16 protein-coding genes are annotated in these 19302 nt (G+C 53.3%); 6 read left to right on the top strand and 10 right to left on the bottom strand.

All coding sequences use genetic code 11. From position 1 onward, the window contains the following. Positions 1–135: 135 nt before the first annotated feature. From kefC to HV352_RS19750, 8 genes are all read right to left on the bottom strand, one after another. Entirely contained in the window at positions 136–1998 is a 1863-nt protein-coding gene (kefC, locus tag HV352_RS19715) for a glutathione-regulated potassium-efflux system protein KefC (protein WP_019078354.1), read from the bottom strand. Beyond that, positions 1991–2521, bottom strand: coding sequence for a glutathione-regulated potassium-efflux system oxidoreductase KefF (kefF, locus tag HV352_RS19720; RefSeq protein WP_006686662.1), 531 nt, complete (start codon positions 2519–2521; stop codon positions 1991–1993). The genes kefC and kefF overlap by 8 nt, the downstream gene beginning before the upstream one ends. Positions 2522–2624: 103 nt before the next feature. Beyond that, entirely contained in the window at positions 2625–2858 is a 234-nt protein-coding gene (locus HV352_RS19725) for a YgdI/YgdR family lipoprotein (RefSeq protein WP_003018880.1), read from the bottom strand. A gap of 90 nt (positions 2859–2948) precedes the next feature. Then, on the bottom strand, positions 2949–4292 hold the full coding sequence (locus HV352_RS19730; protein WP_016151659.1) for an MFS transporter: 1344 nt from the start codon (positions 4290–4292) through the stop codon (positions 2949–2951). A 109-nt stretch (positions 4293–4401) separates the two neighbouring features. Next, positions 4402–4689 (bottom strand): ferredoxin-like protein FixX, encoded by a 288-nt coding sequence (fixX, locus tag HV352_RS19735; protein ID WP_000203736.1) that lies wholly within the window; start codon positions 4687–4689, stop codon positions 4402–4404. Next, positions 4686–5972, bottom strand: a complete 1287-nt coding sequence (locus tag HV352_RS19740; RefSeq protein ID WP_016151658.1) for an FAD-dependent oxidoreductase — start codon at positions 5970–5972, stop codon at positions 4686–4688. Before HV352_RS19740 ends, fixX begins: the two co-directional genes overlap by 4 nt. Positions 5973–6021: 49 nt before the next feature. Then, positions 6022–6963 (bottom strand): electron transfer flavoprotein subunit alpha/FixB family protein, encoded by a 942-nt coding sequence (locus tag HV352_RS19745; RefSeq protein WP_049269137.1) that lies wholly within the window; start codon positions 6961–6963, stop codon positions 6022–6024. A 15-nt stretch (positions 6964–6978) separates the two neighbouring features. Then, the gene (locus HV352_RS19750) at positions 6979–7749 is read right to left on the bottom strand and encodes an electron transfer flavoprotein FixA (RefSeq protein WP_181635007.1); all 771 of its coding nucleotides are present in this window, start codon (positions 7747–7749) and stop codon (positions 6979–6981) included. A 481-nt stretch (positions 7750–8230) separates the two neighbouring features. Between HV352_RS19750 and caiT the strand changes: the two genes are divergently transcribed. The 6 genes from caiT to caiE all read left to right on the top strand — a co-directional run bounded on the left by caiT (position 8231) and on the right by caiE (position 15361). After that, positions 8231–9748: an L-carnitine/gamma-butyrobetaine antiporter gene (gene caiT, locus HV352_RS19755; RefSeq protein ID WP_019078351.1), complete on the top strand. Its 1518-nt coding sequence runs from the start codon at positions 8231–8233 to the stop codon at positions 9746–9748. Between the two features lie 34 nt (positions 9749–9782). Further along, a complete protein-coding gene (caiA, locus tag HV352_RS19760; RefSeq protein WP_003018898.1) occupies positions 9783–10925 on the top strand; it encodes a crotonobetainyl-CoA dehydrogenase in 1143 nt (380 codons plus the stop codon). 105 nt (positions 10926–11030) lie between these two features. Beyond that, entirely contained in the window at positions 11031–12248 is a 1218-nt protein-coding gene (gene caiB, locus HV352_RS19765; protein ID WP_109017191.1) for an L-carnitine CoA-transferase, read from the top strand. A 62-nt stretch (positions 12249–12310) separates the two neighbouring features. After that, positions 12311–13864: a crotonobetaine/carnitine-CoA ligase gene (gene caiC, locus HV352_RS19770; protein WP_016155667.1), complete on the top strand. Its 1554-nt coding sequence runs from the start codon at positions 12311–12313 to the stop codon at positions 13862–13864. Positions 13865–13918: 54 nt separating this feature from the next. Next, a complete protein-coding gene (caiD, locus tag HV352_RS19775) occupies positions 13919–14704 on the top strand; it encodes a crotonobetainyl-CoA hydratase (RefSeq protein WP_019078347.1) in 786 nt (261 codons plus the stop codon). A gap of 60 nt (positions 14705–14764) precedes the next feature. Beyond that, on the top strand, positions 14765–15361 hold the full coding sequence (gene caiE / locus HV352_RS19780) for a carnitine operon protein CaiE (RefSeq protein WP_094760786.1): 597 nt from the start codon (positions 14765–14767) through the stop codon (positions 15359–15361). Between the two features lie 42 nt (positions 15362–15403). Here the strand turns inward: caiE and caiF are convergent, their stop codons facing one another. Then, a complete protein-coding gene (gene caiF, locus HV352_RS19785; protein ID WP_016151651.1) occupies positions 15404–15799 on the bottom strand; it encodes a carnitine metabolism transcriptional regulator CaiF in 396 nt (131 codons plus the stop codon). 272 nt (positions 15800–16071) lie between these two features. Next, a complete protein-coding gene (gene carB / locus HV352_RS19790; protein ID WP_046276035.1) occupies positions 16072–19299 on the bottom strand; it encodes a carbamoyl-phosphate synthase large subunit in 3228 nt (1075 codons plus the stop codon). Positions 19300–19302: the final 3 nt, after the last annotated feature.

The raw sequence follows: 19302 nt of genomic DNA on the forward strand, positions 1-19302 counted from the left end.
TGGCGGAAAGAGGATGAGCATGAAAATTTTCCGTTCTGCTGGCGAACCGACCTATTTAAGGTGGTACGCCAGCATTACAGTAGTTCAAAAACAGCCAATTAGCAGTAAAGTTTGCAGAACATCACATTTTTTACCCTATGCTGACGGTTTCACTTCCGGCTCATCGGCGACGTCGCCCGTATGCTTACCTTCATCCGTGCCTTGCCAGCCATGGCGTTGAATTAATGATAAGTGCTGACGATCTTCCGCAATAATTTCACTCAGCATTTCGCTGGTGCGTTTATATACCGCCGCGCGGGACGTTGCGTCATTTTCTCCTTTCACCATCTCCTCAACCATCAGCATGTTGAAGCGGCGGAATACATCGGCCCGCTCACGCGCTTCATAGCGTCCAAGCCCAAGACCTTCCAGTGCCAGACGTCCGGTCTTCAGCGCGCCCTCAAAGGTTTCACGTTCCGGCATCTCCACGCCAGCCTGGCGCAGGCGGATGTAATGATCCACGTCGCGCGCACGGGCAATAATTTGCAGATGCGGGAAATACTGTTTCACCATTTCGGTCAGTTGCAGGCTGGTTTGCGGATCGTCAATGGCGTTAATAATAACTTCAGCTTTAGCCGCCCCGGCAGACTCCAGCAGATCCATCCGCGTCGCATCGCCATAGAAAACCTTCATGCCGAATTTACGCAGCGTTTCGATATGGTCCGGGTCATGATCAAGAACCACCATTTTGACCCCGCTCGACAACAACAGACGACCGGTTATCTGACCAAATCGCCCAAACCCGGCGATGATCACCCGAGGTTGTTCCTCGTCGATTTCATCTGCTTCCCGCTCTTCACCGGTCGCCGATTTTTCCAGACGCGTCAGAATTACCAGTAAAATCGGCGTCGCCGCCATCGACAGCGCCACCGCCAGCGTCAGAGATTTCGCCCAATCAGGATCAAGCACGTTTGCCATTTGCGCCGCGCCAAACACCACGAATGCAAACTCACTGCCCTGCCCTAATAACACGGCAAACCATCTGCGCTGCTTGTTCGGCACCTGTAAGGGTTTCGCTATCAGCCACAGCATGACGGTTTTGATAACCAGGAAACCGACCAACAGAATGATAATGCGCAAGGGATTATCAATCAGCGTACCAAAGTCGATAGACATCCCGACGCCGATGAAAAACAGTCCCAGCAGCAGCCCTTTAAATGGCTCGATATCGCTTTCCAGCGCGTGACGATACTCAGAGCTTGCCAGCAGCACGCCAGCCAGGAACGCCCCCATCGCCATCGACAGTCCAACCTCTTCCAACAGCAGACCGAAGCCAAAAACGAGGAACAGCGCAACGGCACTGAATACTTCCCGCAGGCCAGAACGAGCGACAAAACGCAAGGCCGGACGCGTCACATAACGCCCCAGCAACACCACCAGCACCAGGGCGCTCGCCACCTTAAGGGCGGAGAGCGCAAACGCTCCAAGCGTTGTCGATGCTCCGCTCGCCGCAAGTAATGGGATCATCGCCACCAGAGGAATAGCGGCGATATCCTGGAACAACAGCACGGCAAACGCGCTGCGTCCCATTTGCGAAACCATCAGGTTCCGCTCATTCATCGCCTGCATAGCAATAGCCGTGGAGGAAAGCGCCAGCGTCATGCCGATCAGTTCCGCTACCTGCCAGCGCAGGCCGAGGAACATACAGAACAAACCAATCAGACCGCCGCATACCACCATCTGCAGCGCACCACCACCGAACACCGAGGCCCGCAGTTTCCACAAACGTTGTGGATCCAGCTCCAGACCGATGACAAACAGCATCAACACCACGCCGATCTCGGCAAAATGCAGGATTGATTCAGCGTCGGTCACCATCCTCAGACCCCATGGTCCAATAATGCACCCTGCGATGAGATACCCCAGCACTGATCCTAGCCCCAGTCGCACGGCAATGGGGACAATCAGCGCCGCCGATCCGAGATAAATCAGCGCCTGTATTAGCGTATGGTTATCCATGATGAACCTCCTGCCACTCCAACAGACGCTGTTTGTAATGACGCGCCTGCGCCTGCAGAGTTTCATCATCACAGATAAACGTACAGTGCATCGCAAACGGCGGCAGCCATTTGAGACCACAGTAGAGCGCTGTTGCCTGTAAGGGCTGGGAAAGCACATCAAATCCGGGATGGGAGCCAATATCAAAGTGGTTTTCGCCGCCGCCGGTCGTCACTGCCCACAGCAGATGTTTACCGTGGAGCGCTGTCCCGCCGTGGCCATACGCCCAACCGTGTGAAAGGACCTTATCCATCCACAGCTTGAGTAAGGGAGGTGTGCTATACCATTGCATAGGATGCTGCCAGATAATCAAATCAGCGCGCGCCAGCGCATCCTGTTCAGCGGCAATATCGATATTGAAGTCGGGGTAGAGCTGGTAGAGCGAGCGGATCTCCACGCCCTCCAGCGTCCTTGCCTGTTCAAGCATCCGCTTATTCGCATGCGAGTGCTGCGGATAGGGATGCGCATAAATGATGAGGATCATGATTAGCCTGTTTCACTGCATTATTGTAATAACAGTGAGTTTAGTCAGTTAATCCGCAGGCTAACAGTCAATATTATTGAGTGGTTGAATGGAGAAAACTGAACTAGTTATCCAGTTCGCTCATATCTTTAACCTGATCGCGGTTAATTTGTTCCGTCTTACCCGTTTGCGCATTTTTGTACGACACCAGGCCTGTATCATCATCGACTTGCGGTTTGCCGTCGGTCACGATTGTTTTGCCATCGGTCGTTTTAACCGCCTGGTTCGAGGAGCAACCGGCTACGGTGAACAGTGCTGCTGCGGTAAAAATAGAGGTGATCAGAATATGTTTTTGCATGGTGTTCTCCCTGCTTTTCAGTCGTTTTCAGTGATATACCCGTTAACTGTAGGCTAACTGACTGAGTTGCAGGGAAAATACAGAACACTCCTAATAACCCGTCCTGGTCACGGGTTTACTGCGGATCGTCATTTGGCTGGTTTGCGCCAGCGTCAGACCTCGCGTTTCCGGGGCGAAAGCGATGGACACGAGCAGGCCGATCAGCGAAATTCCCGCCCCCATCAACATGACATTACTGATCCCGTATTTGGTGATGAACACCGGCAGCGCCCAGGTTGAAACAATGGTGCCGATACGGCTTAAGGACATAATCACCCCGACGGCAGACGCACGAATATCGGTGGGAAACAGTTCGTTAGGGTATAGCCATTGCAGGTTTCCAGGTCCCCCAGAGAAAAACGCGTATACGGCAAACGCCAGCACCACCAGCCACGCGCCCATATCAGGGATTAACCCTAGAACGGCCAGCGCCAGCGTCATCATAATGAAGCTGCCAATTAACAGCGGTCGTCGGCCCGCGCTATTAAGCCAGAACATGGGAGGAATGCACCCCAACATAAAGCACAAGCTGATTACCACATTTCCCAACGCGGCGCTTTTCCCGGCACCAAGCCCCAGTAGCCCCACAATCTGCGGACCAAAGGTATAAATGGCAAACATCGGGATCACCTGACAAGTCCAGATAGCGGCGACAAACAGTACAAACGGGAAATGACGGCGATTAAATAGCTGAAGAAAGCGCGTCTCCTGCGGCGCTTCTTCGTCGAACACCACCGGTTCACCGAACAGTTTGATCATCATCTCCTCACACTCTTTCACCCGACCTTTACGCAGCAGCCAGCGCGGCGATTCAGGAAGATCGAAACGCCCAATCAGGATCAAAATGCAGGGGATCACCGCGCTGCCCAACATCCAGCGCCATCCGCCCTCAACATCATACAACCAGTAGCCGACCAGATCGGCACAGGTGGCGCCGACATACCACATAGCGGCGATAAAACCGATGGAGAAAGCGCGCTGGCGGGTATTGGAGAACTCGGTGATCATCGAGGTGGCGATCGGGTAGTCGGCACCAATCACAATGCCGATCAGCACGCGCATTACCAACAACTCAACGGGCGAGGAGACAAACATGGTTGCCGCCGATATCACACCAATGGCGATAATATCGATAATGAACATTTTGCGCCGCCCGACCTTGTCGGAAATGTAGCCAAACAGCGACGTCCCCACAAACAGCCCCGCGAGCGTACCGGCGCCCAGCAGACCAATCCACTGCGCATCCAGTTTCAATGCTGGCGTGAGCTGTTCCAGTGCCACGCCAATCATCACCAGCACATAACCATCCAGAAACGGCCCACCGCTTCCCCACAGCATTATCCGGCGGTGAATAGAGGTGAATTTGATGTCATCAAAGTTCCTGGGCTGCTGCATGGTTATGTCCTGTTTTATTTTAACTTAATGCCTGATGACGTTACGCTTATCAGGCCTACGCATTGTTCCTGTAGGCCGGATAAGGCGAAGCCGCCATCCGGCACCAGGTTTAGCCGTAGCGGAACTCCACGCCAAACGTCCCACGCGGGTATTCCCATTTTTCCAGCGCTGTATCCAGCCCGAGAATGCGGCACGTTCCGCATTCCAGGCATCCGGCATAATCAAAACGTACGCTACCGTCATCCTGCTTTTTATACAGGCCAGCCGGACAGGCCTTAATCAGCACCTCCAGCGCCTGTTTATCAGGATCGGTTTTGAGAATGATATGTGGACTGTCTTCATCCACATTGAACTTATTGACGCCCAGTTTGACGTCCACGTTGACGGGAGATGTCATAATACGGTCACTCCTTTCAGGCCATCTTTCATCAGGTTGATGAAGCCCACTTTCTTCGCATGGCGCAGGATTTTTTTACGCATTGGCACCGGTGCCGAACCATCCACGGTGAACAGGTCGCGGGCAATACTGACCGCCATTTCCGGATAAGCGGTAAACATGCGTGGGTTATCAAGAAAAGCGGGTAGCTTTTGATACATGCGCATATCGCGCATCGGGCCTTCGTCCAGATGCTGACGGTATTCCTCCAGCGACTGCTTGCTAAAATCGTCGCGCTTCATTGCGGAAAGTACCGTTTTCGCCGCCGCTTCACCTGCGGATATGGCGAGATCCATACCGCGAATGGTAAAGCCGAGGTTCATACACATTCCGGCAGCGTCACCAGCAATCAGTACGCCGTCCCCCACCAGTTCTGGCTGCATGTTGATACCGGCTTCCGGTACGACGTGCGCGGCATATTCCACCAGCTTGCCACCGGCGATCAGCGGGGCAACCGCCGGATGCTGTTTGAAATCTTCCAGCATTTGCGGAACCGATTTTTTCGCATCTTTCAGATGATGAAGGCCGCAGACCAGTCCCAGAGAAAGGGTCGTTTCATTCGTATAGAGAAAGCCACCACCCATCAACCCATCGGTGGGCGATCCGGCAAACAGACAGGCAGCCCCTTCGTTCCCTTGTAACTGGAAACGATCTTCAATTACCGATTTCGGCAACTCGATCAGCTCTTTTACGCCGACGGCAACATGCGATGCCTCGACGCGCTTTGCCATACCCAGCTTTTCAGCCAACAGAGAATTCACTCCGTCGGCAAGGATCACCACTTTGGCTTCCAGAATATCGCCATCGGCTTCCACGCCCACGACTTTGCCCTCGCGCTGCACAACGTTATCCACGCGGATACCGGTGATGAGCTGAGCGCCCGCCTCTTCGGCCTGTTCCATCAGCCAGGCGTCAAATTTACTGCGTAAGACAGAGTAAGAAACCTGCGACGATTTGGCGTCTTCGCCATTGCAATAGTCGATGGTCATCGCCCCTTTGTCGGTCATAAAGGCGAGTTTTTCGTGGGTGATGATGCGTTCAATGGGGGCCTGCTCAGCAAAACCGGGAATGATATTCTCCAGGCTATGCGCATACATGCGCCCACCGGTGACATTCTTCGCGCCAGCAGAATTGCCGCGCTCGATAACCAGCACCTGTGCGCCCTCCCGAGCCAGCACCAGCGCCGCAACCGAACCCGCCAGACCTGCACCCACGATGATGGCATCAAAGATATCTTCGGACATACGTACTCCTGTCAGCGGCAGGACACCTTCGCATCCTGCCCGAAATGGTTTAACGCGCTAAAGCAGCCGTCAGCGCAGGCAGGATCTTCAGCGCATCGCCAACGATGCCAAAATCCGCATACTGGAAGATCGGCGCATTTTTATCTTTGTTGATGGCGAAAATCGTCTGCGCGCCGTTGGCGCCGACCATATGTTGGATCTGCCCGGAGATCCCCACGGCCAGATACAGTTCAGGCTTGAGCATCAGGTTGGAGATGCCGACGTAGCGTTCGTGTTCCATCCACTTCTCGTTTTCCGCCACCGGACGGGAGCACGCCAGCTCGGCGCCAATCGTCTGGCACAGCGCCTCCGCCAGCGAGATATTTTCTTTGCTGCCGATCCCGCGTCCCACGCTAACCACCAGACGAGCTTTGTCGAGGTCGACGCTGTTGCTCTGACGTGCCTGAGTTGCCGTACGAGTAACGGCTACAGCCGGAGCCTGCCATGACACACTGTGCACCTCGCAGCTGCGGGCGGTATCCGGTTGCTGCGCGTCAAACGTTCCACTGCTGAGCGTTATCACGGCGAACGGTGAAGCGATTGTTTCTGCCCCCATCGCCAGGCCGCCGTAGACCATATGTTTTACCGCCGCTTTTCCATCCTGTACGGCGACTGCACTGGCGTCGTTGGAGACCGCTGCCGACAAGCGAAAACCCAGTTTTGCCGCTAACAGCTTGCCGCGACGCGTATTCGGCAGCAGCACCGCCCCGCCCTCGCTGTGCTGACGAATAGTTTCGGCCATCACATCAGCGTAGTCTTCGACCATACGGTCTTCTGGTTTACCGCTGAGTAACCAGACATCATCTGCGCCTAAATGGCATGCCGTCGCGCAGTCCGCTTCACTCAGCACAAACGTGTTAACTTTTTCACCTAAAGCCTGCGCACCATTCATCAGTTCCGGCAGACGAGAAGGGGTATCGCTGAATACCCAGATACTGGAAAATTTGTTCATAACATCCCCTGATAATTAAATGATTTTGCGAAGATTCTCGACAAATGCGGCAATCTGTTCTTCACCGTCACCTTCAATTACAACGCGCTGACGCTCGCGCTGCTTCGGTGCAGCAACGTGTTGTTCGGAATATGCCTGCGCGCTGTTCAGGCCAATGTCTGCCGGCGACCAGACCTGAACCGGTTTTTTCGCCGCGCCAAGAATGGCTTTCATCGAAGGGATTTGTGGGGTATTGATGTCCGTTGAGACCGCGATCACCGCCGGAAGCGGAATGCTCAGAGTTTCGACTTCATCTTCCAGTTCACGCTCTACCGTCAGAGTGCTGTCGGTAAGAGAGAGGATTTTACTCACGCCGTTAATCGCCGGAATGCTCAGCGCTTCGCCCACCAGCAGACCAACCTGCTGAGCATAAAGATCGGAAGAACCGTCACCGCAAATAAGCAGATCGAAACCTGCTTTTTGCGCGGCGGCAGCCAGCGCGCTGGCAGTTTGTTGCGGCAGCGCCTGCTCAAATTGATCGTCAATAACAACAATCAGCTCATCTGGGCCACGGGAAAGCACATCTTTTCGCCCTTTTGCATTGGTCAGCGCTTTGCCGCCGACGCTCATGGCCACAACCTGGGCCTCTCCTGACTGTTGTTTCAACTGACAAGCCGCTTCGATCGCATTCAGATCATACTGGCTTATTTTGCCATCCGCTTTGCTGAAATCGAGTGAACCATCAGCATTATTAATCGCAATATCCTGTTCATCAGGTACGCATTTGTAGCAAGTAATTATCTTCATTGCATCTCCAGAAATCATGAAGGAAACGTATTTATATCGGCAGTGTTAAATACAGATATCACGCTCTTTAATTCGGAAATAAAACCTTAATCACCAATATTGAAAATGTCACACATTGAAATTCGTAACTTTCAATAGTGTTATGCACCTCACCAATATTGAAAGAATCACGTCAAATATGAAAATTTTCAATATTGTCTGCGGGTTCAACAATATTGAACGCCAGTCACTTAAAAAAGTTAAAAAACCACAGCCAACCAATTGATTATAAACAAAAAATATCAAATTTTTGAGCGAATTACTCAGCATAAAAAAGTGTGACGAAGATAACAGAACCACCCGATATGAATACTCATTATGGGTTACTCACTGAGGCGCTCCCAGAGGTTAAAAAGTTATCAACAAATCATTAATAATAAATAAACAAACGATCATGCACGGGCACGCTAAATAAGTTTCGTTTTCACACTGGAATTCACTTATGAAAAATGAAAAGAGAAAATCGGGAATTGAACCGAAGGTTTTTTTTCCGCCATTAATAATAGTTGGGATACTTTGTTGGCTAACTGTAAGAGATCTCGATGCCGCTAACGTCGTTATTAATGCGGTATTCAGTTATGTCACCAATGTCTGGGGCTGGGCATTTGAATGGTATATGGTCGTCATGCTCTTCGGCTGGTTCTGGTTGGTTTTTGGCCCGTATGCCAAAAAGAAATTAGGCGACGAAAAACCAGAGTTTAGTACCGCCAGCTGGATTTTTATGATGTTCGCTTCCTGTACATCCGCCGCGGTGCTGTTCTGGGGTTCCATCGAGATCTACTACTACATCTCCACCCCGCCGTTTGCTCTCGCGCCTAACTCCACGGGCGCGAAAGAGCTGGGCCTGGCGTACAGCCTGTTCCACTGGGGACCGTTGCCGTGGGCAACCTACAGTTTCCTTTCTGTGGCTTTCGCCTACTTCTTCTTTGTGCGCAAGATGGACGTCATCCGTCCAAGCTCCACGCTGGTACCGTTAGTGGGCGAGAAGCATGCGAAAGGGCTGTTCGGCACCATCGTCGATAACTTCTATCTGGTGGCGCTGATCTTCGCGATGGGTACCAGCCTCGGTCTGGCCACTCCGCTGGTAACCGAGTGCATGCAGTATCTGTTCGGTATTCCGCATACGCTGCAACTCGACGCAATCATCATTACCTGCTGGATCATATTGAACGCCATTTGCGTGGCCTGCGGCCTGCAAAAAGGGGTTAAGATCGCCAGCGACGTGCGTAGCTATCTGAGCTTCCTGATGCTGGGCTGGGTATTTATCGTCAGCGGCGCCAGCTTCATCATGAACTACTTCACCGACTCCGTCGGCATGCTGTTGATGTATCTGCCGCGCATGCTGTTCTATACCGATGCCATCGGTAAAGGCGGCTTCCCACAGGGCTGGACCGTCTTCTACTGGGCGTGGTGGGTCATTTACGCCATCCAGATGAGTATCTTCCTGGCCCGTATTTCTCGTGGTCGTACCGTCCGTGAACTGTGCTTCGGGATGGTGCTGGGCCTGACTGCGTCGACCTGGATCCTGTGGACAGTCCTTGGCAGTAACACGCTACTGCTGATGGATAAAAACATTCTCAACATCCCGCAACTGATTGAACAACACGGCGTGGCGCGCGCCATTATCGAAACCTGGGCTGCTTTACCGCTCAGCACCGCCACCATGTGGGGCTTCTTCATCCTCTGCTTTATTGCCACCGTGACGCTGATTAACGCCTGCTCTTACACCCTGGCGATGTCCACCTGTCGTGAAGTCCGCGATGGTGAAGAACCGCCGCTGTTAGTGCGTATCGGCTGGTCCGTTCTGGTCGGCATCATCGGTATCGTTCTGCTGGCGCTGGGTGGTCTGAAGCCGATTCAGACCGCGATTATCGCCGGAGGATGTCCGCTGTTCTTCGTCAACATCATGGTGACGCTGTCCTTTATTAAAGACGCCAAAGTGCACTGGAAAGACAAGTAATTCTTATTAACCCAATTGATCAAGAGGCTGAAAGATGGATTTCAACTTAAATGACGAGCAGGAGCTGTTTGTCGCCGGTATTCGTGAATTGATGGCCAGTGAGAACTGGGAAGCTTATTTTGCCGAGTGCGATCGTGACAGCGTCTACCCTGAGCGTTTTGTTAAAGCGCTGGCGGATATGGGCATTGATAGTCTGTTGATTCCTGAAGAACACGGTGGACTGGAAGCAGGTTTTGTTACCGTCGCTGCAGTCTGGATGGAACTCGGACGCCTGGGCGCACCAACCTATGTGCTGTACCAGTTACCGGGCGGTTTTAACACGTTCCTGCGTGAAGGGACTCAGGAACAAATCGATAAAATCATGGCGTTCCAGGGAACCGGTAAGCAGATGTGGAACTCTGCCATCACCGAACCGGGAGCGGGATCGGATGTTGGCAGCCTGAAAACCACTTATACACGTAAAAATGGTAAGGTTTATCTTAATGGCAGTAAGTGCTTTATCACCAGTAGCGCCTATACCCCGTACATCGTGGTTATGGCGAGAGATGGTGCATCGCCGGATAAACCTGTTTACACCGAGTGGTTCGTTGACATGAGCAAAGCGGGTATCAAGGTCAACAAGCTGGAGAAACTCGGTCTGCGCATGGATAGCTGCTGTGAAATCACCTTTGACGACGTTGAACTGGACGAGAAAGACATGTTCGGTCGGGAAGGTAATGGTTTCAACCGCGTGAAAGAAGAGTTCGATCATGAACGTTTCCTCGTCGCGCTGACCAACTACGGTACGGCAATGTGCGCTTTTGAAGACGCCGCGCGCTACGCCAATCAGCGCGTGCAGTTTGGCGAAACGATCGGCCGCTTCCAGCTGATTCAGGAGAAGTTCGCGCATATGGCGATCAAATTGAATTCCATGAAAAACATGCTGCTTGAAGCGGCATGGAAAGCGGATAACGGCACCATCACTTCGGGCGATGCGGCAATGTGCAAATACTTCTGCGCCAACGCTGCGTTTGAAGTGGTCGATACCGCCATGCAGGTGCTGGGCGGTGTAGGTATCGCGGGTAACCATCGCATCACGCGTTTCTGGCGCGATCTGCGCGTTGACCGTGTTTCTGGTGGCTCTGATGAAATGCAGATCCTGACGTTGGGTCGTGCGGTACTCAAGCAATACCGCTAATTCAGCACGATTCGTAGGCCGGATAAGGCGTTTACGCCGCCATCCGGCAACATGCCCGGTGGCGCTGCGCCTACCGGGCCTACAAAAAATGCCAGGAGCAAAATTATGAATCATTTACCAATGCCAACCTTTGGCCCACTTGCCGGGGTACGCGTGGTTTTTTCAGGGATCGAAATTGCCGGCCCGTTCGCCGGACAGATGTTCGCCGAATGGGGTGCTGAGGTTATCTGGATTGAAAACGTCGCATGGGCCGATACCATCCGCGTGCAACCTAACTATCCACAGCTCTCACGCCGCAACCTGCACGCCCTGTCGCTGAATATTTTCAAAGATGAAGGCCGGGAAGCGTTTCTGAAGCTCATGGAAACCACCGATATTTTCATTGAAGCCAGTAAAGGCCCGGCCTTTGCTCGCCGCGGCATTACCGATGACGTGCTGTGGGAACATAACCCAAAACTGGTTATCGCCCACCTTTCCGGCTTCGGCCAGTTTGGTACCGAGGAGTACACCAATCTTCCGGCATATAACACCATCGCGCAGGCGTTCAGCGGCTATCTGATCCAAAACGGTGATGTTGATCAGCCGATGCCAGCCTTCCCGTACACCGCCGATTACTTCTCCGGGATGACCGCGACGACAGCAGCGCTGGCAGCCCTGCACAAAGTACGCGAAACGGGTAAGGGTGAAAGCATTGATATCGCCATGTACGAAGTGATGCTGCGCATGGGTCAGTACTTCATGATGGACTACTTCAACGGCGGCGAAATTTGTCCACGCATGACCAAAGGCAAAGACCCGTATTACGCTGGCTGCGGTCTCTATAAATGCGCCGATGGCTATATCGTCATGGAGCTGGTCGGCATCACGCAAATCAGCGAGTGCTTCAATGATATTGGCCTCGCCCACATTCTTGGCACACCGGAAGTCCCGGAAGGTACCCAGCTTATCCATCGCGTGGAATGCCCTTACGGCCCGCTCGTGGAAGAGAAACTGGACGCCTGGCTGGCAACGCACACCATCGCCGAAGTCCAGGCGCGCTTTGCTGAGCTGAATATCGCCTGCGCGAAGGTACTGACTATTCCTGAACTGGAAGGCAACCCGCAGTACGTTGCCCGTGAATCCATTACTCAGTGGCAAACGATGGACGGCCGCACCTGCAAAGGGCCGAACATCATGCCGAAATTTAAAAACAACCCAGGGAAAATCTGGCGTGGCATGCCGTCACACGGCATGGATACCGCCGCCATTCTGAAAAACATTGGTTATAGCGAAGCAGACATAAATGAGCTGGTCGGCAAAGGCCTGGCCAGAGTTGAGGAATAAACGCGACGCGCTGACCCGCTGGTTGGTTAGCGCTCACGCCTGATTTCAGTGGATAAAGCATTATGGATATCGTTGGCGGACAAAACTTACGTCAGATGTGGGACGACCTGGCCGGGGTGTACGGAGATAAAACGGCATTAATTTTCGAATCCTGCGAAGGAATCGTTCGGCAGTATAGCTATGCCTCGCTCAATGAAGAGATAAACCGCACGGCGAACCTTTTCCATTCCTTAGGGATCCGCAAGGGCGACAAGGTCGCATTGCATCTGGATAACTGTCCGGAATTTATCTTTTGCTGGTTTGGACTGGCAAAAATTGGCGCCATTATGGTGCCGATTAATGCCCGCTTGCTGGGCGAAGAGAGCGCCTGGATCCTGCAAAACAGCCAGGTGAGCCTGCTGGTCACCAGTGCCGAGTTTTATCCTATGTACCGCCAGATACGGCTGGAAAATACCACTCCGCTAAATCATATCTGTCTGATTGGCGAGCAGCTTCCGGTTGACGACGGCGTGAGCCACTTTACCCAACTGCAAGCCCGCCAGTCGACTAATCTGTGCTATACGCCTGCGTTATCCACTGACGATACGGCGGAAATTCTGTTTACCTCAGGCACCACCTCGCGGCCTAAAGGGGTGGTGATTACCCACTACAACCTGCGCTTTGCGGGCTACTACACCTCCTGGCAAATCGCTCTGCGCGATGATGACGTCTATATGACGGTGATGCCCGCTTTTCATATCGACTGTCAGTGTACGGCTGCCATGGCCGCCTTCTCCGCAGGCAGCACCTTTGTGCTGGTGGAGAAGTACAGCGCCAGGGCGTTCTGGGATCAGGTGCGTCGATATCAGGCGACGGTCACCGAATGCATCCCGATGATGATCAGAACGCTGATGGTCCAACCCGCAGCCCCAACGGACAGACAGCATCACCTGCGCGAAGTGATGTTCTATCTCAATTTATCCGAACAGGAAAAAGATGCCTTTATCGAACGCTTTGGCGTCAGACTGCTGACCTCCTACGGTATGACCGAAACCATCGTGGGCATTATTGGCGATCGCCCTGGAGACAAACGGCGCTGGCCCTCTATTGGTCGCGTGGGTTTTAGCTATGAAGCCGAAATCCGTGACGATCACAACCGTCCCCTGCCCGCCGGAGAAATTGGCGAAATCTGCATTAAAGGCGTGCCGGGAAAAACAATCTTCAAAGAGTACTACGCGCAACCCGACGCTACTGCCAAAGCGCTGGAACCTGAAGGGTGGTTACATACCGGTGATTCGGGTTACCAGGATGCGGACGGTTTTTTTTATTTCGTCGACAGACGCTGCAACATGATTAAACGCGGTGGGGAAAATGTCTCCTGCGTCGAGCTGGAAAATATTATTTCTGCGCATCCGAAAATTCAGGACATTGTGGTTGTCGGTATTAAGGACTCGATCCGTGATGAAGCCATTAAAGCTTTTATCGTCCTTAATGAGGGCGAAACATTAAGCGAAGCTGAGTTCTTCAGCTTCTGCGAAAACAATATGGCGAAATTCAAGGTTCCTTCTTTTATGGAGATAAGAACCGACCTGCCGCGCAATTGTTCAGGAAAAATAATCAAAAAAAATCTGAAATAACCCCTCCGGTCGGAATTCCTCCGGCCGGGAAACCTAATTATCTGGAGATGAACTATGAGTGAATCATTACATTTGACCCGTAACGGCCCGATCCTGGAAATTACCCTTGACCGGCCTAAAGCCAATGCCATTGACGCTAAAACCAGCTTTGCAATGGGGGAAGCTTTTCTTAATTTTCGTGATGACCCGGAATTACGCGTAGCAATTATCACCGGCGGTGGAGAGAAATTCTTTTCTGCGGGCTGGGACTTAAAAGCGGCGGCCGACGGTGAAGCGCCAGATGCCGATTTTGGCCCAGGCGGCTTCGCCGGTTTAACCGAAATTTTCGACCTCGATAAGCCGGTCATCGCCGCGGTAAACGGCTACGCGTTTGGCGGCGGTTTTGAGCTGGCGCTGGCGGCGGATTTTATCGTCTGTGCGGAAAATGCCAGCTTCGCGCTGCCGGAAGCAAAACTCGGGATCGTGCCTGACAGCGGCGGCGTACTGCGTCTACCTAAACTGCTGCCACCGGCAATCGTCAACGAAATGGTGATGACCGGCAGACGAATGAGCGCCGAAGAAGCACTGCGCTGGGGCATCGTCAACCGCGTTGTCAGCCAGAGTGAACTGATGGATAGCGCGCGCGAACTGGCACAGCAGCTGGTAAATAGCGCCCCGCTGGCTATCGCCGCGCTGAAAGAGATTTACCGTGCAACCAGCGAAATGCCGGTGGAAGAAGGCTACCGGTACATCCGCAGCGGTGTGCTGAAGCACTATCCATCGGTGCTGCACTCGGAAGATGCGCTCGAAGGACCACAGGCATTTGCGGAAAAACGCGATCCGGTATGGAAAGGTCGTTAATGTGCCTATGCCGAATAAGGTGTTTACGCCGCAATCCGGCAATAAAACCGAGATAAGACAATGAGCTATTACGCCTTTGAGGGCCTGATTCCGGTGGTACATCCGGATGCCTATGTCCATCCCAGCGCTGTGCTGATTGGCGATGTCATTGTGGGGGCCGGGGTTTATATTGGTCCACACGCCTCATTGCGCGGTGACTATGGTCGCCTGATTCTGGAAGCCGGTTCTAACCTGCAGGATGGCTGCATCATGCACGGCTATTGCGACACCGACACTATCGTGCATGAGAATGGACACATCGGCCATGGCGCAATCCTGCACGGCTGCGTGGTGGGCAGAGATGCGCTGATTGGCATGAACAGCGTGATTATGGACGGCGCGGTGATTGGCGAAGAGAGCATTGTCGCCGCCATGAGCTTTGTCAAAGCCGGATTTCAGGGAGAGGCAAGGCAGATGCTGGTTGGTTCACCGGTTCGCGTACTGCGTGAAGTCACGGACCAGGAGCTGGACTGGAAACGGCTGAACACCAAAGAGTATCAGGACCTTGCAATCCGCTGCCAAACAGGACTACACGAAACCTTGCCATTAACGCAGGTCGAAAAAAACCGGCCGCGCCTGAAAGGCACGACGGACGTAAAGCCAAAATCAGCACGGTAATTTATGCCGGAGAAGCGCTCACGCCGATCCGGCAAATCACCATTATCGACGCATGCTCTTGGAGAGCATCATCTGCCATTTCTGCTCACGGTTAAGCTCTGTTGGGGGAACCGCTGGCAGTCGCGGCGTTTTCGCCACACTCACCTTTTTTTCCTGCAAATTGTGATTCAAGCGTCTGTAGAGATGAGAATCAATACTAATGACTTTCACCAAACGCTGGCACTGGCAGCCGCGACCTGCAATTTGATTAGGGATCATCTTAACTTCACAAACAATTTCTCCCACTTCCGACAGAATATAAGAGAGCGTATTAATTGCTTTGCAGTGTTCAATATCAAAATGGCGGGAAATTTCCTTTGCTGTGATCCAACGATCTTCAGCCATCATCCAGTCAGCAATTAACAAATAAAGCGGTCTTTCAACATATTTTTCACACATAAGCACACCATTTCACAAATTAAAAATCTGGCTACGGCCTGTCCAAATAAATAAAAACTAAGCCATATTAAAATTGTGGATATAATGGATAGTATGCGACTTGAATGTTGATTAGTGTGAGCAATATCGTGCTTATTACATTGAAAATGTGGTTATGAAAGCACGGTTGGCCAGGAATGACCTTATGAGAGATAAAAAAGGGTTTCTTTACAGAAACCCTTTCCCAATTATATTGCAGGCCCGGTTAGCGCAATTATCACCGGGCCTTTTTTTTATGACTTTTTGATCTGCGCGTGCATTTCCTGAACCGAGGTCACCTTCTCGGTAGCATCGGCATTCAGCGCCATCGCCGTTGCGAAACCGCCGTTCAGGGTGGTGTCATAATGCACTTTGTACTGCAGTGCGCTGCGGCGAATCAGCTTGGAGTCTTCAATCGCCTGACGGCCTTCGGTAGTGTTGATGATGTAAGTGTACTCGCCATTCTTGATACGGTCCTGAATGTGCGGACGGCCTTCATGCACCTTGTTCACCAGACGTGGATTGATACCGGCTTCGCCCAGCACAATCGCGGTGCCGTGCGTCGCATCCAACTCGAAACCAAACTTCAGCAGCTTCGCCGCCAGGTCAACCACGCGCTCTTTATCGCCTTCGCGAACGGAGAGCAGCGCACGACCCTGTTTTTTCATGGTGGAGCTGCTGCCGAGCTGTGCCTTGGCGAACGCTTCCGCGAAGGTACGGCCCACGCCCATCACCTCACCAGTAGAGCGCATTTCTGGCCCTAACAGCGGATCAACGCCCGGGAACTTGTTGAACGGCAGCACCACTTCTTTTACCGAGTAGTACGGCGGGATAACTTCTTTGGTGACGCCCTGCTGTGCCAGCGTTTTCCCGGCCATCACGCGCGCTGCAACTTTCGCCAACGGTACGCCCGTTGCCTTGGAGACGAACGGAACGGTACGCGCCGCACGCGGGTTCACTTCAATCAGGTAAACTTCGTTATTCTTCACCGCAAACTGGACGTTCATCAGACCGCGAACCTGCAGTTCGAAGGCCAGTTTCTGCACCTGCTGGCGCATCACATCCTGAATTTCCTGGCTCAGGGTATACGCAGGCAGAGAACATGCGGAGTCACCGGAGTGCACGCCCGCCTGTTCGATGTGCTCCATAATACCGCCAATCAGCACCATTTCGCCGTCGCAGATGGCATCCACGTCCACTTCCACCGCGTCATCAAGGAAACGGTCCAGCAGTACCGGCGCATCGTTAGAAACGCTGACCGCGGTCTGGAAGTAGCGACGCAGGTCGGCTTCGTCGTAGACGATTTCCATCGCGCGGCCGCCGAGAACGTAGGACGGACGCACCACCAGCGGGTAGCCAATCTCTTTCGCCTTCTCAACCGCCATTTCAATGGCGGTCACGGTGGCGTTAGCCGGTTGTTTCAGCTTCAGACGGTCAACCGCCTGCTGGAAGCGTTCACGGTCTTCCGCACGGTCAATAGCATCCGGGCTGGTGCCGATAACCGGCACGCCTGCCGCTTCCAGCGCGCGCGCCAGCTTCAGCGGAGTCTGGCCGCCGTACTGCACGATAACGCCTTTCGGCTTCTCGATGCGCACGATTTCCAGCACGTCTTCCAGCGTTACCGGCTCGAAGTACAGACGGTCGGAGGTATCGTAGTCGGTAGAAACGGTTTCTGGGTTACAGTTGACCATGATGGTCTCGTAACCGTCTTCACGCAGCGCCAGCGAGGCGTGTACGCAGCAGTAGTCGAATTCAATGCCCTGACCGATACGGTTTGGACCACCGCCCAGCACCATAATCTTGTCACGATCCTGAGTTGGATTCGCTTCGCACTCGTCTTCATAAGTGGAGTACATGTAAGCGGTGTCGGTGGCAAATTCTGCCGCGCAGGTATCCACGCGCTTGTAGACCGGGTGCAGGTTATATTGGTCACGCAGCTTGCGGATTTCCGCTTCGCGTACGCCGGCCAGTTTCGCCAGACGCGCATCGGCGAAACCTTTGCGCTTCAGTACGCGCAAGAAGTCAGCGTCGAGGCCGTTGATACCAAGGTCTGTGACTTTTTCTTCCAGGCGCACCAGTTCTTCAATCTGCACCAGGAACCAGCGGTCGATGTTGGTCAGGTTGAACACGCCATCGACGGACAGACCAGCACGGAAAGCATCGGCGATGTACCAGATACGCTCGGCGCCCGCGTCTTTCAGCTCGCGGCGGATTTTGGTCAGCGCTTCCGGGTCATCCAGACTTACTTTCGGGTCGAAGCCGGTCGCGCCCACTTCCAGACCGCGCAGCGCTTTTTGCAGAGACTCTTGCTGGGTGCGGCCAATCGCCATCACTTCACCGACAGATTTCATCTGGGTGGTCAGACGGTCGTTAGCGCCAACAAATTTCTCGAAGTTGAAGCGTGGAATTTTCGTCACAACGTAGTCGATGGACGGCTCAAACGAAGCCGGAGTCCGCCCGCCGGTGATGTCATTCATCAGTTCGTCGAGGGTGTAACCTACCGCCAGCTTGGCTGCGACTTTAGCAATCGGGAAGCCGGTTGCTTTGGACGCCAGAGCCGAGGAGCGTGAGACGCGCGGGTTCATCTCGATAACAATCAGACGACCGTTTTTCGGGTTTACCGCAAACTGGACGTTAGAACCACCGGTTTCAACGCCGATTTCACGCAGTACCGCCATCGAGGCGTTACGCATGATTTGATATTCTTTGTCGGTCAGCGTCTGGGCTGGCGCAACGGTGATGGAGTCACCGGTATGGATGCCCATCGCGTCGAGGTTTTCGATGGAGCAGACGATGATGCAGTTGTCGTTTTTATCACGCACCACTTCCATCTCGTACTCTTTCCAGCCAATCAGCGATTCATCAATCAGCAGTTCGTTGGTTGGGGAAAGATCCAGACCGCGTTCGCAAATTTCTTCAAACTCTTCGCGGTTGTAGGCGATACCGCCGCCGGTGCCACCCATGGTGAAGGACGGACGGATAATGCACGGGAAGCCGACGTCAGCGGCAACCGCCAGCGCTTCTTCCATGGTGTGAGCGATGCCTGAACGTGCGGTATCGAGACCGATTTTTTTCATCGCGATGTCGAAGCGACGACGGTCTTCCGCTTTATCAATGGCATCCGCCGTCGCGCCAATCATGGTCACGCCGAACTCAGCCAGTACGCCCTGGCGTTCCAGCTCCAGCGCACAGTTCAGCGCCGTCTGACCGCCCATGGTTGGCAGCACCGCATCCGGGCGCTCTTTCTCAATGATTTTGCGTACCACTTCCCAGTGAATCGGCTCGATGTAGGTGGCATCGGCCATTTCCGGGTCGGTCATGATGGTCGCCGGGTTGGAGTTCACCAGAATAACGCGGTAACCCTCTTCACGCAGGGCTTTACAAGCCTGCGCGCCGGAATAGTCAAACTCACACGCCTGACCGATAACGATCGGACCCGCGCCCAGAATCAGGATACTTTTTATGTCTGTACGTTTTGGCATGGC

Source organism: Citrobacter sp. RHBSTW-01044, assembly GCF_013781945.1.
Lineage (GTDB): Bacteria > Pseudomonadota > Gammaproteobacteria > Enterobacterales > Enterobacteriaceae > Citrobacter > Citrobacter braakii.

What these genes read in the sequence shown, in the direction of transcription:
- kefC (WP_019078354.1), bottom strand. Translation starts at nt 1,998, where the DNA reads ATGGATAACCATACGCTAATACAGGCGCTGATTTATCTCGGATCGGCG.
- kefF (WP_006686662.1), bottom strand. Translation starts at nt 2,521, where the DNA reads ATGATCCTCATCATTTATGCGCATCCCTATCCGCAGCACTCGCATGCG.
- HV352_RS19725 (WP_003018880.1), bottom strand. Translation starts at nt 2,858, where the DNA reads ATGCAAAAACATATTCTGATCACCTCTATTTTTACCGCAGCAGCACTG.
- HV352_RS19730 (WP_016151659.1), bottom strand. Translation starts at nt 4,292, where the DNA reads ATGCAGCAGCCCAGGAACTTTGATGACATCAAATTCACCTCTATTCAC.
- fixX (WP_000203736.1), bottom strand. Translation starts at nt 4,689, where the DNA reads ATGACATCTCCCGTCAACGTGGACGTCAAACTGGGCGTCAATAAGTTC.
- HV352_RS19740 (WP_016151658.1), bottom strand. Translation starts at nt 5,972, where the DNA reads ATGTCCGAAGATATCTTTGATGCCATCATCGTGGGTGCAGGTCTGGCG.
- HV352_RS19745 (WP_049269137.1), bottom strand. Translation starts at nt 6,963, where the DNA reads ATGAACAAATTTTCCAGTATCTGGGTATTCAGCGATACCCCTTCTCGT.
- HV352_RS19750 (WP_181635007.1), bottom strand. Translation starts at nt 7,749, where the DNA reads ATGAAGATAATTACTTGCTACAAATGCGTACCTGATGAACAGGATATT.
- caiT (WP_019078351.1), top strand. Translation starts at nt 8,231, where the DNA reads ATGAAAAATGAAAAGAGAAAATCGGGAATTGAACCGAAGGTTTTTTTT.
- caiA (WP_003018898.1), top strand. Translation starts at nt 9,783, where the DNA reads ATGGATTTCAACTTAAATGACGAGCAGGAGCTGTTTGTCGCCGGTATT.
- caiB (WP_109017191.1), top strand. Translation starts at nt 11,031, where the DNA reads ATGAATCATTTACCAATGCCAACCTTTGGCCCACTTGCCGGGGTACGC.
- caiC (WP_016155667.1), top strand. Translation starts at nt 12,311, where the DNA reads ATGGATATCGTTGGCGGACAAAACTTACGTCAGATGTGGGACGACCTG.
- caiD (WP_019078347.1), top strand. Translation starts at nt 13,919, where the DNA reads ATGAGTGAATCATTACATTTGACCCGTAACGGCCCGATCCTGGAAATT.
- caiE (WP_094760786.1), top strand. Translation starts at nt 14,765, where the DNA reads ATGAGCTATTACGCCTTTGAGGGCCTGATTCCGGTGGTACATCCGGAT.
- caiF (WP_016151651.1), bottom strand. Translation starts at nt 15,799, where the DNA reads ATGTGTGAAAAATATGTTGAAAGACCGCTTTATTTGTTAATTGCTGAC.
- carB (WP_046276035.1), bottom strand. Translation starts at nt 19,299, where the DNA reads ATGCCAAAACGTACAGACATAAAAAGTATCCTGATTCTGGGCGCGGGT.